Source organism: Bacillus sp. Bwzl_19, assembly GCF_054900515.1.
Genome location: NZ_CM142729.1, coordinates 394,237 through 409,322, shown reverse-complemented (window position 1 = coordinate 409,322; position 15,086 = coordinate 394,237). Strand labels below are relative to the sequence as shown.

The following is a 15,086-nucleotide window of genomic DNA, read 5'->3' as shown; positions in this document are numbered from 1 at the left end:
GTCATCAGCTCCATAGCTGCGGCAATTGCGAGAATAATGTATAGATGCCCATAATCGCCATGACAACGACGACTGTCGCCCCCGCAATAGTGAGCCAGACTGGATGCTTGTAATCGCCGACGATTTTTTTCTTATAAGCGCCCAACAGAATCATCGCTAACGCAAGCGGCAGAATTAAACCGTTAAGCGAACCGACCGCGACCAGAATTTTGGCAGGCTGGCCGATCGTGACAAAAATGAGCGTGGATACGATGATAAAACCGATAATGACGCCGTGTGAATGCTTTTCGATTTTTGCCGAGAACGATTTGAAGAATGACACCGATGTATATGCCGCGCCGATGACGGACGTAATAGCCGCAGACCACATGATGACGCCGAAAATTTTATAGCCGACATTTCCCGCTGCAAGCCGGAATACAGAAGCCGCGGGATTATCGGGATCAATACGCAGGCCCTTTGAGACGACGCCGAGCACGGCGAGAAACAGGGCAATCCGCATAATAGATGTAATTAAGACACCTGTGATGGAGCTTTTCGTGACCTGAGGAATGACTTCCTTCCCTTGGATGCCTGAATCAAGTAAACGGTGGCCGCCGGCAAATGTAATGTATCCGCCGACCGTGCCGCCGACAAGGGTCACGATCGCCAGCACACTGATATGATCAGGCATAAAGGTTTTCGCAACGGCGTGTCCGACCGGCGGGGCCGTCGTTACGGCAACATACACCGTTAATATGATCATGACGATTCCGGCGATTTGCATAAAACGGTCCATGACTTTTCCGGCTTCCTTTATGACGAAAATCAGAACCGCGACCGCAGCGCTGATTAAAGCGCCGATTTCCGGTTTGATCCCGAATAATACTTGAAGGCCGAGACCCGCGCCGCCAATGTTTCCGATATTAAACGCAAGTCCGCCGAGCACGACCAGAAAAGCAATGGCATAACCGGCGCCCGGGAGCACCATATTTGCAATCTCTTGGCCGCGCTTTCCGGAAACTGCGATAATCCGCCACACATTGGTCTGTGCGAAAATGTCCAAAATAATGGAGATTAAAATGATAAAGCCGAAGCTTGCCGCCAATGTATTGGTGAACGTGGCCGTTTGCGTCAGAAAGCCGGGCCCGATTGAAGATGTCGCCATCAGAAATGTCGCGCCTAAAAGCAGCGACCATCTGCCGGGAGCCTTTCCGGCTGTTTTTTTCTTTTGTTCCATGCTGTCTTCCTCCCTCTGCTGCTCAGTCTTTTGCAAGCGCGCTGATTTGAATGTCAGCCGCTTTTAGTTCTTTTCTGATCGTTTTTGCGAATGTGAGCGCATGGGCGCCGTCTCCGTGAATACAGACGGTGTCCGCTTTCAGGTTTACAGCTTGTCCCTCCGCAGATGTCACCGTATTGTCTTTCACCATTCGGATCACTTGCCCGACCGCTTTTTTGTCATCCTGAATCAGCGCATCCGGCTGTGAACGCGGCGTCAGCGTGCCGTCTTTCTGATAGGTGCGGTCCGCAAACACTTCACTTGCCGTCTGCAGTCCGATTCGGTCCCCCGCTTTAATCAGCTCGCTTCCGGAAAGTCCGAATAAAATAAGTCCGGGATCAAAATGAAAAACCGCTTGAGCGATCGCATCTGACAGACCGCGGTTGACGGCGGCCATATTATATAAAGCGCCGTGCGGCTTCACATGCTGCATCGCGACACCTTCTGCTTTTAAAAATCCTGACAGCGCGCCGATTTGGTACAGTGTCAGATCATACGCTTCCTCGGGCGTAATCGCGATCTGCCTCCGCCCGAATCCCTGAAGATCGAACAGCCCGGGATGAGCGCCGATTTTCACGCCTTTCTCCGCCGCAAGCGCAACTGTTTTGCGCATCACGGTGGGATCACCCGCATGAAAGCCGCAGGCGATGTTTGCAGATGTCACATAATCCAAAATCTCTTCATCAAGCCCGATCTTATAAGCACCGAAACTTTCTCCTAAATCACAATTGATGTCAATCTGAAACATAAGATCCCTCCTGTATTGTAAACGTTTTATTTTATTATCATTCCGCTATTCGGAACGACTATTCCGAATTATTGGACTTTTTTCATTATATCAATTCTGACAGATTTGAACATCCTTTTGTCAGAAAACCTACCATGGACCTAGTCAGAAATGTGACAAAACAAAAAAGAGAGCCTCATACAGAGACCCTCTTTTTTCTATTACAGCACCCAGTGGCGGATCGCTTTGGCGACCCCGTTTTCCGTGTTGACATCAGTCACCCAGTCAGCCGTTTCTTTCACGATGTCCTGCGCATTTCCCATGGCGACGCCGACGCCCGCCTTTTCAATCATGGCAATGTCATTCAGACTGTCGCCCATTGCCATCACATTTTCCATCGTGAAGCCGAGTTTTTCCGAAACCTTCGCAAGCGCTGCCGCTTTATTAATGCCGAGCGCATTGACTTCGATATTGATCGGGCTGGAGTTTGTGATTTCGAGCTCCTTGTTTTCCTTCAGCTCTTTCAGCACCTCATTCCGCACATCGTCATCCTCGATTTCAAATCCGAACTTGAGCCACTGGTGATCCGTAATCGTTTCCGGGAATTCCCCTCTCCATACTCTATCGACGGTAGAGGCCCAGAAATTCGTGTTGTGCTTATTTCTCAGATCCCATAATTTTTGAATATGATCGGTATGAAGAAGCTTGCGCTCAACCAGCTCAAAGTTGGAATCCCAGATTTCGCTGCCGTTTGCCGTAATTAAAAAGGATGACAGCTCGAGAGACTCAGCCAGCTCGCGGCAGGTCATCAGCGTGCGTCCTGTGCTGATGACGACGTGAATTCCTTTCGCCTCCGCTTCCTTGATCGCCCGCCGGTTTTCCTCCGGGATGAGCTGCTCGTCATTGAGCAGGGTTCCGTCCATATCAATCGCGATCAGTTTAATATCTGCGTCTTCTCTTTGTATCGGCATATATGTACCTCACTTTTTATAATGTAGTCGTTTCTATTTTAATACATATGACCCACAGGAACAAAAAACCGCTCCCAGACGTTTGGCGGGGAGAACGTTGAGGAAAAGAACTATTGAGGTGATGAAGGATGAAAGAAAGAAAACAGAAGAACAAACCGAATGAAAATCCTGAACATCATGATTTAACCGATCCGATTCCGCTGGAAGAGCTGAAAGAAAACGCCAATGACGAAAAACACAAACACGACCAAAGGGACAATTCACAAAGTGAAAGAGATTATGATACAAAATGACGGGCTTGTCCGAAAGCCGCCGCTGAAGGCGGCTTTTTTTATGATGGCTGGATAAATATGCTGATCTCAGCTTCCGCCACAGGCTTCCCGGCAACGGACGCTTTCGCCCGGCCGAATACAAACCCGCGCCTGATTCGCGTGACTTCAAACAAAAGATCCAGACGGTCTCCCGGCAAAGCGGCACCTAATCTTTCCGCTTTCTTCACCGCAGACAGCAGGCCGAGGCTGTTTTCACCTGTAATTCCCGCGCAGGCGGCCGTTTGGGCCATTGCTTCAACGATGAGCGAAAACGGCATCTCTCTTTGTGATTCTGACATAAACCAGTCATTTTCACTGATGTATTTATAAGCTTCCGCCCATTTTCCGGCTTCGCTGTTCTTCGTGCCGTCAATCAAAAGAAACGGATAACGATGGGGCAAAAGCTCCTCATTCATCACGCAGCCTCCCTTCCCTCACATTATAACAGAAGAAAAAAACCCGCGTCCCCCGATGCGGGTTCATCTTATTGATTCAGCTTTTTAAGTACGATGCCGTGCAGCGGTTCATGCGGCTGAATACCGCAAATGTCTTGAAGAACCGCGCTCGTGCCTTTTTCCGCGATAAGCTTTTGCAGCTCAACCGCTTCCGGATCACCCTTATAGTCAAAGCGCAGGGCGGCGGCGATGCCTTCTGCCAGCGCGTTCGGCTCTTTTATTTTTTTGGCCGGCCCTACTAATCTATCATTCGCTCCGAGTTTTCTGAGCGGTGATCTGGCGACCCTCGTCACATCATCCGTGATGTATTCATTTTCAAAACGGCTGATGATTTTCTTCATGTACTGCTCGTGTTCGGCTTGCTTAAAGCCGTACGCCTTTACCAGGTACTCGCCCGTTTCTGAAAGGGCATCGTACACGACACGCCGGATTTCGGGATGGTCGATGGCTTCTTTGACGGTTTTTAATCCGCGCTGATAGCCGACGTACGCCGTAACGGCATGGCCGGTATTGACGGTAAACAGCTTCCGTTCAATAAACGGTGTAAGATCATCAGTAAACAGCGCGCCTTTCAGTGCCGGCTGACCGCCGGAAAAGCCGGTTCTGTCTATGACCCATTCAAAAAACGGCTCTACGGATACTTTCAGCGGGTCCTCATGGTGCTGAATCGGCACGATCCGATCCACCGCGGAATCCGGGAAGCCGACCGTCTGATTCACCAGTTCCCGCTCCGCTTCCATCAAATGTCCGAAAACCTCTTTTTTCAAAAAACTGCTGCCGCCGATCATATTTTCACAGGCGATGATATTCAGAGGTTCAGAGGACGTTCTGCGCTTCAGCCCTTCCGCAATTGACGGGGCGATGAATTTGAGAACGTTCGGCCCTACTGCCGTCGTAATGATCGCCGCGTCATTGATCAGCCTGTACAGCTCTTGTTCTTGCTTCGCGCTGTTGATGGCTGAAACGGGGCCGATGGTTTCTGTCTGCCGGCCGCCGTCGGCAAGCTCCACGGTATATTCCTTCTTTTCATTAAGAAGGCTGACCATCGTTTCATTCACATCAGCGAAAACAACCTCATAGCCGGAATGATGGAGCAGGGCGCCGATAAAGCCCCGCCCGATGTTTCCCGCTCCGAAATGAAGGGCAATCATGTCAGTTCACCTCGCTGAAAATAGCGGCCAGTTCTTCTTCCGTTTTTGCACTGATCAGCCGTTCGATGTTTTCTTCCTCTGAGCAGATGATGGCGATGTTTGACAAAATGTCTAAGTGCTCATTGTTTTTTCCGGCGATACCGAAAACGACCTTTGCCGTATTGCCTTCACCGTATTCAACACCATTCGGAATCTGGATGATGGAAATGCCTGAATGAAGCACTTCTTCCTTCGCGTCTTCCGTGCCGTGCGGGATCGCAATGAAATTCCCCATAAAAGTGGATGATGTTTCTTCACGTTCGAACATTTTTTCCACGTAGCCGTTTTTCACGTAACCGTTATCAATTAATGTCTGTCCCGCCAGGCGGATGGCATCCTCTTTTGAGTTCACTGTTTGGTTCAGTTTGATATTCGCTTTAGCCAATACTTCCATGATGAAAATCCCTCTTTCTGTTTGATTAGTTTTTAAGCTTTTCAATCAGTTCATCGTATTTCGGACTGTTTAAGAAATTATCAACCGAAATGTGCACCGCCTCCGGCCGCTTCGCTTTCGCGCGGTCAGTCAGGTCCTTATGCGTAATGACGATATCCGCGTCATTCGGAAGATTATTGATCGACGTATTTGTCACATCAATATCCAGCTCTGCTTTTTTCACTTTGTTTCTTAAAATGGAAGCGCCCATTGCGCTCGATCCCATACCCGCATCACACGCGAAGATAATGCGGCTGACTTGATCAGCGGAAATATCGGCTGCGCCGCTTTCCGGCTCTTCCTCTGTATCTGCCAATGCGGCCGCCGCTTCGCTTTTCCTGCCTTTCATTTCCTGCATTTTTTCCGCAGCGGCTGTCAGATCTTCTTCACCCGCTTTAGATGATTTCAGAATAAGCGCCGATACGATAAACGATACGGCGGCTGCAACGATGACACCCGCCAGCACACCGAGATAGCTTCCTTTCGGCGTCAGCGCTAAAATCGCGATGATGCTGCCCGGCGATGATGCTGCGACAAGTCCCGCGTTAAAAATCGAGAATGTGAGCAGTCCGCTCGCTCCTCCCGCGATCGCCGCGAGGATCAGCATCGGTTTCATTAAAATGTAAGGGAAATAGATTTCATGAATCCCCCCGAAGAAATGAATGATCGCCGCTCCCGGAGCCGTCGATTTTGAAGAGCCTTTTCCAAAGAACATGTATGCCAGTAAAATACCGAGTCCAGGCCCGGGGTTCGCTTCCACTAAGAACAGAATGGATTTACCCGCTTTTGCGGCCTGCTCGATTCCGATCGGACTTAAAATGCCGTGGTTGATCGCGTTATTGAGGAACAGGACTTTCGCCGGTTCAACGAAAACGCTTGCAATCGGCAGCAAATTCGCATGGACAATGACTTCCACACCCGCCGCCAGCAATTTGTTAAGAGACAGGACGACCGGGCCGATCGCATAAAATGCGATAATTGTCAGCACAGCGCCGATAATTCCCGCCGTGAAGTTGTTGATCAGCATTTCAAAACCCTGTCTGACTTTATCTTTAAATAAACGGTCTACTTGTTTAATGAGATAACCGCCCAAAGGCCCCATAATCATTGCGCCTAAGAACATCGGAATGTCTGCTCCGACAATGACTCCGATGGCGGCCGTCGCCCCGACGACTCCCCCGCGATGATCGTAAATCATTTTTCCGCCCGTATATGCGATTAAAAGCGGCAGAAGATACGTAATCATCGGGCTTACCAATGTATTCAGCTGCGGATTCGGAAACCATCCCTTAGGAATAAACAGCGCGGTGATAATTCCCCACGCAATAAATGCGCCGATATTCGGCATGATCATACCGCTTAAATAACTGCCGAACCGCTGTATCTTCACTTTCATGCCAGCTTGCTGTTCTTGCTGCATGTCAATTCCCTCCCTGTTTGCTCGCCTTAAGATGAAAATAAATAAGACACGGGGTTTCTTTCTCCCCTGTGTCTTCATCATAAAACGCTTACAATACTCATTCAACGAAAAGTAAAGAGGAGTTTGGCACATAGAGTGTGACAAATCCTTAACTAAAAAAAAGACACCTCATAACAAGGTGTCTTACCGCTTTCTGTATATAATGTGTCCTTTTGTAACGACGAGTTTCGCAATGAGCCGCTCACTGACAATGAACACCGGATATGCGCATACGAGCGCGAAAATGGCGGCCGGCACATACCGCGCCGCCGGAAACATCGGCATGACAGCGATTCGGGCCATCTGCACAAGATAAATCAAAAGGACCGTTATCGCAATGGCAACAGCCATAATCGGAGCTGATACTTTATATTCACGCAATTTCACATGGCAGTGCCCGCAATCAAACTGGCACGGGATTATGGATGATCTGACCATGTCGCCTGTAATCGGCTTGCCGCAGTTCGGGCAGGTCGTTTCTTTCATGTTTATTCCTCCATTCAACTCTTCTATTATAACAGACTCTGTCTCCGCGTTTTACATTTGTGATTGTTCAACATGTTTTCACATATTTTATCATCAGGCTCTTGTACACATTTGTGAAAACATCTACTCTTAGAAGGAGGTTCATCACTCATTTGCATAAAAAGGAGGATGCAGAATTGCTTCCGATTCACAGACAGCAAACATTGCTTGAATGGCTGAAAGAGGAGGGCCCGCTGAAAATCTCTGACATCAGCGAGAGATTCGGCGTTTCCGAGATGACCGTGTACAGAGACGTCAATCAGCTGGCGGATGCAAACCGGATTATCCGGACCCCCGGCGGCATTACGCTCCCGCCCGCTTCAGAACAAAGCGCCAATCAATGCGGCTATTGCCTGCGGCCGATTCAGCATTCATATTCTGTTCAGCTTATTACCGTTTCACAAGCCGTTGAGCAGATGTGCTGCATTCATTGCGCGATTTTGCGGTATGAGGATAAAAAGGAAGAAGTGTCCCACGTCATTTGTAAGGATTTCCTTCTCCAAACGACGCTGACAGCCGCTTCTGCATACTTTTTAGTTCATGCCGACATTGACCTTCATTGCTGCCGGCCTCAGGCGATTCCTTTCTCAACGCTTGATTACGCGGAACGGTTTCAAAAAGGCTTCGGCGGGGTCATTTGCACTTTTGACAAGGCGGCGGACATCATCTTACACGACAGGCAGAAAGGATGCACCTGCAGCAAGACATAACAACAACCAACCGGAAGGCGGTGTCACCAGCCATGAGACAGAACAAACGCTGGCTCATCTTTTTGCTGTTCCTTGTTTTGATTCCGAAAACAAGCTTCGCCCACGCCTACATCACAAACTCAAATCCGGGTGAGAACAGCGAATTAAAACAAGCGCCAAAGCAGATTGAAATTGAGTTTAATGAACAGATTGAAGAAGGCTTCCACTCCATTAAGGTCTATAATTCATCCGGCGAACGGGTCGATGCGGGCAAAACGGTGATTCAAAAAAATGATTCCCGCATCATGACCGCGGCTTTGAAAAAAAATCTGCCGCATGATATTTACAGAGCGGAATGGAACGCGGTGTCAGCTGACGGACACCCGGTATCCGGCGTCATTCCTTTCAGTATCGGGAAAGCCGGCGGAGACCTTCAGGAGAAAACATCATCGCAAGCGGCCCTCCACCCCGAAGCGGCCATCGACCGCGGTATTTTGTACACCGCTCTCTCCCTGTTTATCGGCACGGCCTTTTTCCATCTGTTTTGGTTCAGAAAAAATGAAAGTTCATCAAAAAACAGCCGAACCGTAAAGCTGCTCGTTATCTCTTTATGTTTAATGGGACTCGCGCTTGTCTGCCAGCTCCCGATCCAGACGAAAGAAAACGCGGGCGGCGCTTGGAGCGCCGCGTTTCAGCCGGACTATGTAAAAGAAACGCTTCTGAAAACGGCCGGCGGGTATGTCTGGATGATCCAGATCAGCTTATTTATCCTGCTTGCTGTGTCCATGATCCCGCTGTTGAAGAAGAAAGCATTTCGGTCATTTGCGTACTGGACGGCGCCGCTATTGTTCTTTTTCGCTTCGCTTTTGGCAAAAGCATTTGCCGGACATGCGGCGGTCATTGACGAAAAAGCGGTCGGCATCACAATGGACTTTCTCCATTTATCAGCCGCGTCTGTATGGACGGGCGGTATAGCCGCGCTTGTGCTGCTTCTTTCATCAGAGTGGAGAAACACCGATAAAACCATCGCCTGGGAAACGGTCAGACGGTTCTCCCCTTGGGCATTCGCCTCTGTCGGCGTGCTTTTATTTTCAGGTGTGCTGAACGGATTTTTCATTATCCGTTCGTTTGATTCACTCTTTCACACCGCTTACGGCAAGACGCTTCTTTTGAAAATCGGACTGTTTGTCATCATGCTTGCTCTCGGCGCCATTCACGTATGGATGACAAAACTCCGCAGAAACAAAAGCATCAGCGGCACAATAAAGGCCGAATGGGTAATAGGGATTGCGGTGTTATTTACAACCGCCGTCTTCACAAGCCTGCCCAGCCCGCCGCCGCCTGCGCCATTGCCTTTTAACGGCTCAGACATGATCGGAAACGGGGAAACCCTGTCCTTGCACATAACGCCGAACCAGCCGGGTAAAAATGAATTTCAAGTCATTGTCACCGATCACAACGGCAGCCTTGTGAAAGACATTCAGCAATTTACGGTGACGGTTTATCAGACGGGCTTCAGCGGCAAACAGCATGAAAGCACCTTTGATTTGAAAAAAACGAAGGAAGGCACATTCGAAGCCGCCAATATGTCCATCACCGAAAAGGGAAACTGGAAGATCAAAGTCCACGGACTGACAAACGACTTTAATGAAATCAATCAAATATTCTCAACCACAAACTAAGGAGTGTATCTCATGTTGAAAAAAAAGGCTTTAGTATTCATGTCTGCCATAACCCTGTCACTCATCGGTTTTACGGCAACAGCAAGCGCCCACGTCTCAGTCAAACCCGCGGAATCCGCGGCGGGTTCCTGGGAAACGTACACGATGAAAGTGCCTGTGGAAAAAAATGAGCCGACAACGAAAGTCGTGCTGAAAATGCCTGCGGGCGTTGAATTTCAGCAGTACCAGCCGATTCCGGGCTGGAAAACGTCCGTATCAAAGCATGATGACAAAGCGGTCTCCGTCACTTGGGAAGCGAAGAACGGCGGCATTCAGCCCGGCCAATTCCAGCAGTTCACATTTGTTGCGAAAAACCCTGAAAAGACCGGGGATGCCGCTTGGGACGCCTACCAATATTACAAAGACGGCAGCATTGTAGAATGGACGGGTGATGAAAAAGCTGACACGCCTCACTCGATTACGAAAATCACAAAAGCGGCCAACGTGACGGATGCGCACGGAGCTGAACAGTCAAAAGAAGAAAGCAAATCCGGCGTATCAGCGCTTGATATCGCGGCCATCGTTCTGTCAGCTGCGGCGATTATCCTTTCCATCGCGGCGCTTGTTAAGAAAAAACGCGCATAAAGCAAAAAGCGATCCGGCTCATAAGAGCTGCGATCGCTTTTTTTCTTATCCGCGGCCTGCCTGGAATGACGGATATTGTGTCATTCCGCCGTCAGCAAACAGCGTAATGCCGGTCACGTAGCTTGATTCCTTTGAAGCAAGCCAGACGGCGACAGCCGCGATTTCTTCCGGCTCACCGATATACCCCATCGGAATCATGCTTTCCACATCTTTTTTCTGAACGGGATCCGCAAACTTTTCCGCATTGATCGGCGTATTGATGGCGCCCGGCCCGATATTGTTAACACGGATGCGCTTCGGCGCGTACTCAAGCGCCAATGTTTCCGTCATTAATTTAATGCCGCCTTTACTTGCCGCATAGTGGACAAACAGCGGCCACGGAATCATTTCATGTACGCTCGACATGTTAATGACGTTTCCTTGAATATCATTCTCTACGTAATATTTAATGGCTTCGCGGCATCCCAGAAAAGCGCCGGTCAGGTTGGTGTTGATGACTTTGTTCCAGTCTTTTAGCGGCATTTTATGCGACTCGACCGGATTTTCCATGCCGGCGTTGTTGATCATGATATCTAATGTGCCGAATTCCTTGACCGCGGTCTGCACAATGTTTTTGACATCCTCTTCTTTTGTAACGTCACCTTGAATAATGACCGCTTCGCCGCCCGCTTTTTGAACTTCTTCTTTTACGGTTTGAGCCTCTTTTTCATTACTGTAGTAGTTAATCACGACTTTCGCCTGCTCCTGCCCGAAGCGGATCGCCATCGCTCTTCCTAATCCTGATGATGCTCCTGTAATGGCAACGACTTTTCCTTTTAGATCCGTGTACATGTTCAAACCTCCTGCATTTGTTATGAATTTGATTTCGCAACGCCTAAGAATACCGCGGCCACGATGATCAGGATAATCCCGATCGCAATGGCGACCAGCTGACGCTTCGTTTTGCTCTCACGGAGAATGAAGATTCCGCCGAGCGTGCTGATGACGATTCCCATTTGAGACAGAGAAAAGCTTGTCGCGACACCGACGCGCGGCTGTGAGATGAACAGAAACATATTCCCGAGCGCCCAGATGATTCCCGGCAGAATGTTCCTGAGGGCGTACTTATTAAACGGTTTGTGCTTGTACGTCAGCAGCAGCCCGCCAATTACCATCCCGATCGCCTGCGGCAGAAGCGCTGACCAGCCGGATACTCCGAACAGCCGGGCCACGACGACATATACCAAATAACCGAGCGTGGAAATAAGCAGGATGACAATGCCTTTTTTTAAGTTTCCCGGTTCTCCGTCCGCCCGCCCCTTTTTATCTTCTAAAGATGTGAGCACAATACCGACGATGATAAAAATAAGGGCGAGAATACCCAGTGTAATCGCGATAGGAGTTGACCATTCCTTGAATACGATCACGCCGAATAAAGAAGTCGAGACGAGCTGCATTCCCGTCGAAATCGGCATGGTTTTCGAAACGCCCATCAGCTGTATGCTTTTCAGCTGATTGCTTTGGCCGAGCGACCAAAACAGCCCCGATACGATGCCGACAATAAAGATCCGCACAGACAGCACCGGGTGGACAAACAGATATAACACAAACGAAACGATGAGCGCCCCGATTGTCGTTCCCAGTGTCTGACTGTAAGGCCCGCCGCCTAATTTGACGTTAAATAACACGATGCTCCCCCAGAACAAAGCCGGGAGAAGAGCCAGTAATATATCCATGATGGCGACCTTCTTTCAATCGTATTTGCTGTTATTTTGTCTGGAATCGAACCGATTATTCCCATGAGATCAAAAAAGCCTGCCGGCGATTTCACCGGCAGACTGCTCAATTAAAAAAGCCCCCGCTTAGAAGCAGGGGCTCTCTTTCAGCTATTAAAGTCCGATTGACATGTATTTGGTTTCGAGATACGGCTCAATGCCTTCCGTACCGCCTTCTCGGCCGATGCCGCTTTCTTTCATTCCGCCGAACGGCGCTTGAACCGCGGACGGACCGCCGTCGTTCCAGCCGATGATGCCGTATTCAAGCTGTTCAGAAATATAGATGCCGCGGCGGTAGTTTTCTGTGAAGAAATAAGCCGCAAGCCCGAACGGCGTATCGTTCGCAAGCTTGATCGCTTCATCGATATCTGAGAACGTAACGATCGGCGCAACCGGACCGAATGTTTCTTCATGCATGATGTTCATGGATGTGTCTACATTTGACAGCACGGTCGGCGTAACGAAATAGCATCCTTTTTCATCGTTTTGGTCATACGTTCCGCCCGTCAGCACTTTCGCGCCTTTTTCCACGGCGTCATTAATTTGGCCGACGATTTTATCGAAGCCTTTTTTGTTGATGACGGGACCAACGTTTACGCCTTTTTCAAGACCGTTTCCGACTTTGAGTTTCGCAGCTTCTTCACTCAGTTTTTTCGCAAACTCGTCTTTCACGGATTCGTGAACGATCAGGCGGTTCGCACAGACGCAGGTTTGGCCGGCATTTCTGAATTTAGAGGCCATTGTTTGGGCTACCGCCAGATCAAGATCAGCGTCTTCATCCACGATCAGCGGCGCATGTCCGCCAAGCTCCATCGACATATGTTTGACGGTGTCGGCACTGTTTTTCATCAGGATTTTGCCGACAGGCGTTGAGCCGGTGAAAGTAATTTTGCGGATTTTCGGACTGCTGGTAAAGACGTTTCCGATTTCGGCTCCGTCACCGATCACCACTTGCAGCACGTCCTCCGGAATTCCCGCTTCAAATGCGAGACGCGCAAGGGCGTAAGCGGAAAGCGGCGTATCTTCCGCCGGCTTGATGATGAATGTACAGCCTGCCGCCAAAGCCGGCGCGGCTTTTCGGGTGATCATCGCATTCGGGAAATTCCACGGCGTGATCGCCGCTACCGGGCCGACCGCCTGACGGGTGACGACAATCCGTTTGCCCGTAGTCGGCGCAGGTACGGTTCTGCCGTAAATCCGTTTTGCTTCTTCGGCAAACCATTCAATATAGCCGGCGCCGTATAAAACTTCTCCGACCGCTTCTTCATACGGTTTACCGTTTTCCTTCGTAATTAATTCCGCAAGTTCTTCTTTATTTTCAACAATCAGCTCATACCATTTTTTCAAAAGGGAAGCACGTTCTCCCGCTGATGTTTTGGACCATGATTGAAACGCTTTGTGTGAACGTTCAATCGCTTTTTCAACATCTTCGGCCGTCTGCTGAGGGATGCTTTCGATCGCCTCTCCCGTTGCCGGGTTGTAAACTGTTAATTGTTCTGGCATATTGAACATTCCTTTCTCTGCTATAGTAAAACCATTGAATGCTTATTGATGTATCTCACACTCTCATGATAGCAGACCCATCCGCCGGCATTCCAATAATTGAACTCACAAAGCGGCTTCGATAATGGAAAGGCCTTCTTTGAGCTGTTCATCCGTCACGACAAGCGGCGTCAGAAATCTGATAATGTTGCCGTTAATGCCTGCCGTCAATAGCAGCAGCCCATTCTCATTCGCCGCTTTTGCGACAGCCGCGGCTTTTGCTTTGTCCGGTTCTCGCGTGTCCGGATCTTTGACAATTTCGATGGCCGCCATCGCGCCGAGTCTGCGCACTTCTCCGATACAGGCATGCTCTTTTTTCCATTCGAGCGCCTGATGCTCAATGATGCGGCCGATCTCCTCGGAGCGCTGATTAAGCCCTTCTTCTTCAATAATGTCCAAGACGGCAAGCGCAGCCGCACAGCCGAGAGGGCTTCCCGCATATGTGCCGCCAAGTTCCCCCGGCGCGGCGGCATCAAGCATTTCCGCCCGGCCGATGACGCCGCTCAGCGGCAATCCGGCCGCGAGTGATTTAGATACGGTAATCAAATCAGGAACGGCTCCGAAATGCTCGATCGCAAAATACGTTCCCGTTCTGGCAAACCCGGTCTGAATCTCATCCGCCACAAAAACGATGCCGTGTTTTTTACAAAAAGCGGCGACGTGCTGCACGAAACGTTTTGAAGGAATGATAAAACCGCCTTCTCCCTGAACCGGTTCCATGACGACACAGGCCACGGTTTCCGGCGCAACTGCGGCGATAAAGAAATCATCAAAAGCGCTGATGATAAAGTCGTCATACTGCTCATTGCTCATGCCGGCCGGCTTTTGATAATAGTAAGGAAACGGCGCCTGATACACCTCTGAGGCAAACGGGCCGAATCCGAATTTATAAGGCTTTACCTTGCTCGTCATGCTCATCGTCATGTTCGTGCGGCCGTGAAACCCTCTTGTGAATGAGACGACAGCCTGGCGCTTCGTATATTTTCTGGCGATTTTCACGGCGTTTTCCACCGCTTCCGCTCCGGAGTTGAGAAAAATCGCTTTTTTCGCATGATCTCCCGGCGCAATGGCGCAGAGTTTTTCGGCCAGCTCAATATAAGACGGATACATCATGACGTTAAATCCCGGGTGAATGAGAGCCTCCGCCTGTTTCTTCACGGCCTCCACCACCTTCGGATGGGAATGGCCGACATTCAGCGTTCCGATCGCTCCGGCAAAATCAATGAATCGTCTGCCGTCCAAATCGTATAAAAGCGCCCCTTCGCCTTTTACCGCCATACTGCGGTTTCCGTTGCCGACCCCATTGGAAACAAATTGATCCCGTTTTTGCTGCCACTGGGCAGTTGTCACTTCAGATGATACTGTTTGACTCATAGATTTCATCCCCCTGCATTGTTTTCTTATCATTCTGACTTCTTTTTGGTATGATGAAAAGTACCAAAATCAATTTATCCATGGTATCAGAA

At 49.6% G+C, this 15,086-nt stretch carries 16 protein-coding genes; 4 read left to right on the top strand and 12 right to left on the bottom strand.

Going from position 1 to position 15,086, the window contains the following annotated elements; all coding sequences use genetic code 11:
- Window positions 1–4: 4 nt before the first annotated feature.
- From ACW5MY_RS02085 to ACW5MY_RS02075, 3 genes are all read right to left on the bottom strand, one after another.
- Window positions 5–1,219: an NRAMP family divalent metal transporter gene (locus ACW5MY_RS02085; protein ID WP_013351031.1), complete on the bottom strand. Its 1,215-nt coding sequence runs from the start codon at window positions 1,217–1,219 to the stop codon at window positions 5–7.
- Window positions 1,220–1,241: 22 nt separating this feature from the next.
- Window positions 1,242–2,006 carry a 5-oxoprolinase subunit PxpA gene (locus ACW5MY_RS02080; RefSeq protein ID WP_014469757.1) on the bottom strand — a complete coding sequence of 255 codons (765 nt, stop codon included), beginning with the start codon at window positions 2,004–2,006 and terminating at the stop codon, window positions 1,242–1,244.
- A gap of 200 nt (window positions 2,007–2,206) precedes the next feature.
- Window positions 2,207–2,956: a Cof-type HAD-IIB family hydrolase gene (locus tag ACW5MY_RS02075; protein ID WP_013351029.1), complete on the bottom strand. Its 750-nt coding sequence runs from the start codon at window positions 2,954–2,956 to the stop codon at window positions 2,207–2,209.
- 128 nt (window positions 2,957–3,084) lie between these two features.
- Between ACW5MY_RS02075 and ACW5MY_RS02070 the strand changes: the two genes are divergently transcribed.
- A complete protein-coding gene (locus tag ACW5MY_RS02070; RefSeq protein ID WP_003156294.1) occupies window positions 3,085–3,249 on the top strand; it encodes a hypothetical protein in 165 nt (54 codons plus the stop codon).
- 38 nt (window positions 3,250–3,287) lie between these two features.
- Here the strand turns inward: ACW5MY_RS02070 and ACW5MY_RS02065 are convergent, their stop codons facing one another.
- The 5 genes from ACW5MY_RS02065 to ACW5MY_RS02045 form a co-directional block, all read right to left on the bottom strand.
- Window positions 3,288–3,683 carry a 3-hydroxyacyl-ACP dehydratase FabZ family protein gene (locus ACW5MY_RS02065; RefSeq protein WP_013351028.1) on the bottom strand — a complete coding sequence of 132 codons (396 nt, stop codon included), beginning with the start codon at window positions 3,681–3,683 and terminating at the stop codon, window positions 3,288–3,290.
- Window positions 3,684–3,751: 68 nt separating this feature from the next.
- Window positions 3,752–4,873, bottom strand: coding sequence for a mannitol-1-phosphate 5-dehydrogenase (locus ACW5MY_RS02060; RefSeq protein WP_013351027.1), 1,122 nt, complete (start codon window positions 4,871–4,873; stop codon window positions 3,752–3,754).
- Between the two features lies 1 nt (window position 4,874).
- Window positions 4,875–5,306, bottom strand: a complete 432-nt coding sequence (locus tag ACW5MY_RS02055; RefSeq protein WP_013351026.1) for a PTS sugar transporter subunit IIA — start codon at window positions 5,304–5,306, stop codon at window positions 4,875–4,877.
- A 25-nt stretch (window positions 5,307–5,331) separates the two neighbouring features.
- Complete coding sequence (locus tag ACW5MY_RS02050; protein ID WP_434534067.1) at window positions 5,332–6,765, bottom strand: PTS mannitol transporter subunit IICB; 1,434 nt, start codon at window positions 6,763–6,765, stop codon at window positions 5,332–5,334.
- Window positions 6,766–6,948: 183 nt separating this feature from the next.
- The gene (locus ACW5MY_RS02045) at window positions 6,949–7,290 is read right to left on the bottom strand and encodes a hypothetical protein (protein ID WP_013351024.1); all 342 of its coding nucleotides are present in this window, start codon (window positions 7,288–7,290) and stop codon (window positions 6,949–6,951) included.
- Between the two features lie 176 nt (window positions 7,291–7,466).
- Here ACW5MY_RS02045 and ACW5MY_RS02040 point away from each other — a divergent pair, with 176 nt between their 5' ends.
- The 3 genes from ACW5MY_RS02040 to ACW5MY_RS02030 are packed head-to-tail and all read left to right on the top strand — an operon-like array spanning window position 7,467 to window position 10,324.
- Window positions 7,467–8,039, top strand: coding sequence for a DeoR family transcriptional regulator (locus tag ACW5MY_RS02040; protein WP_041481699.1), 573 nt, complete (start codon window positions 7,467–7,469; stop codon window positions 8,037–8,039).
- A 32-nt stretch (window positions 8,040–8,071) separates the two neighbouring features.
- On the top strand, window positions 8,072–9,700 hold the full coding sequence (locus tag ACW5MY_RS02035; RefSeq protein ID WP_014469750.1) for a copper resistance protein CopC: 1,629 nt from the start codon (window positions 8,072–8,074) through the stop codon (window positions 9,698–9,700).
- A gap of 12 nt (window positions 9,701–9,712) precedes the next feature.
- Window positions 9,713–10,324 (top strand): YcnI family copper-binding membrane protein, encoded by a 612-nt coding sequence (locus ACW5MY_RS02030; protein ID WP_013351021.1) that lies wholly within the window; start codon window positions 9,713–9,715, stop codon window positions 10,322–10,324.
- 45 nt (window positions 10,325–10,369) lie between these two features.
- Here the strand turns inward: ACW5MY_RS02030 and gdh are convergent, their stop codons facing one another.
- From gdh to gabT, 4 genes are all read right to left on the bottom strand, one after another.
- A complete protein-coding gene (gene gdh, locus ACW5MY_RS02025; protein WP_013351020.1) occupies window positions 10,370–11,155 on the bottom strand; it encodes a glucose 1-dehydrogenase in 786 nt (261 codons plus the stop codon).
- 20 nt (window positions 11,156–11,175) lie between these two features.
- A complete protein-coding gene (locus ACW5MY_RS02020) occupies window positions 11,176–12,039 on the bottom strand; it encodes a RhaT/GlcU family sugar-proton symporter (RefSeq protein WP_013351019.1) in 864 nt (287 codons plus the stop codon).
- A 153-nt stretch (window positions 12,040–12,192) separates the two neighbouring features.
- Window positions 12,193–13,581: a succinate-semialdehyde dehydrogenase gene (gabD, locus tag ACW5MY_RS02015; RefSeq protein WP_013351018.1), complete on the bottom strand. Its 1,389-nt coding sequence runs from the start codon at window positions 13,579–13,581 to the stop codon at window positions 12,193–12,195.
- Between the two features lie 105 nt (window positions 13,582–13,686).
- Window positions 13,687–14,994, bottom strand: coding sequence for a 4-aminobutyrate--2-oxoglutarate transaminase (gene gabT / locus ACW5MY_RS02010; protein ID WP_013351017.1), 1,308 nt, complete (start codon window positions 14,992–14,994; stop codon window positions 13,687–13,689).
- Window positions 14,995–15,086 lie beyond the last annotated feature (92 nt).

Coding starts and splice junctions, on each gene's coding strand:
- ACW5MY_RS02055 (WP_013351026.1), bottom strand. CDS start 5,306: ATGGAAGTATTGGCTAAAGCGAATATCAAACTGAACCAAACAGTGAAC.
- ACW5MY_RS02020 (WP_013351019.1), bottom strand. CDS start 12,039: ATGGATATATTACTGGCTCTTCTCCCGGCTTTGTTCTGGGGGAGCATC.
- ACW5MY_RS02075 (WP_013351029.1), bottom strand. CDS start 2,956: ATGCCGATACAAAGAGAAGACGCAGATATTAAACTGATCGCGATTGAT.
- gabT (WP_013351017.1), bottom strand. CDS start 14,994: ATGAGTCAAACAGTATCATCTGAAGTGACAACTGCCCAGTGGCAGCAA.
- ACW5MY_RS02035 (WP_014469750.1), top strand. CDS start 8,072: ATGAGACAGAACAAACGCTGGCTCATCTTTTTGCTGTTCCTTGTTTTG.
- ACW5MY_RS02045 (WP_013351024.1), bottom strand. CDS start 7,290: ATGAAAGAAACGACCTGCCCGAACTGCGGCAAGCCGATTACAGGCGAC.
- ACW5MY_RS02085 (WP_013351031.1), bottom strand. CDS start 1,219: ATGGAACAAAAGAAAAAAACAGCCGGAAAGGCTCCCGGCAGATGGTCG.
- ACW5MY_RS02070 (WP_003156294.1), top strand. CDS start 3,085: ATGAAAGAAAGAAAACAGAAGAACAAACCGAATGAAAATCCTGAACAT.
- ACW5MY_RS02030 (WP_013351021.1), top strand. CDS start 9,713: ATGTTGAAAAAAAAGGCTTTAGTATTCATGTCTGCCATAACCCTGTCA.
- gdh (WP_013351020.1), bottom strand. CDS start 11,155: ATGTACACGGATCTAAAAGGAAAAGTCGTTGCCATTACAGGAGCATCA.
- gabD (WP_013351018.1), bottom strand. CDS start 13,581: ATGCCAGAACAATTAACAGTTTACAACCCGGCAACGGGAGAGGCGATC.
- ACW5MY_RS02065 (WP_013351028.1), bottom strand. CDS start 3,683: ATGAATGAGGAGCTTTTGCCCCATCGTTATCCGTTTCTTTTGATTGAC.
- ACW5MY_RS02080 (WP_014469757.1), bottom strand. CDS start 2,006: ATGTTTCAGATTGACATCAATTGTGATTTAGGAGAAAGTTTCGGTGCT.
- ACW5MY_RS02060 (WP_013351027.1), bottom strand. CDS start 4,873: ATGATTGCCCTTCATTTCGGAGCGGGAAACATCGGGCGGGGCTTTATC.
- ACW5MY_RS02050 (WP_434534067.1), bottom strand. CDS start 6,765: ATGCAGCAAGAACAGCAAGCTGGCATGAAAGTGAAGATACAGCGGTTC.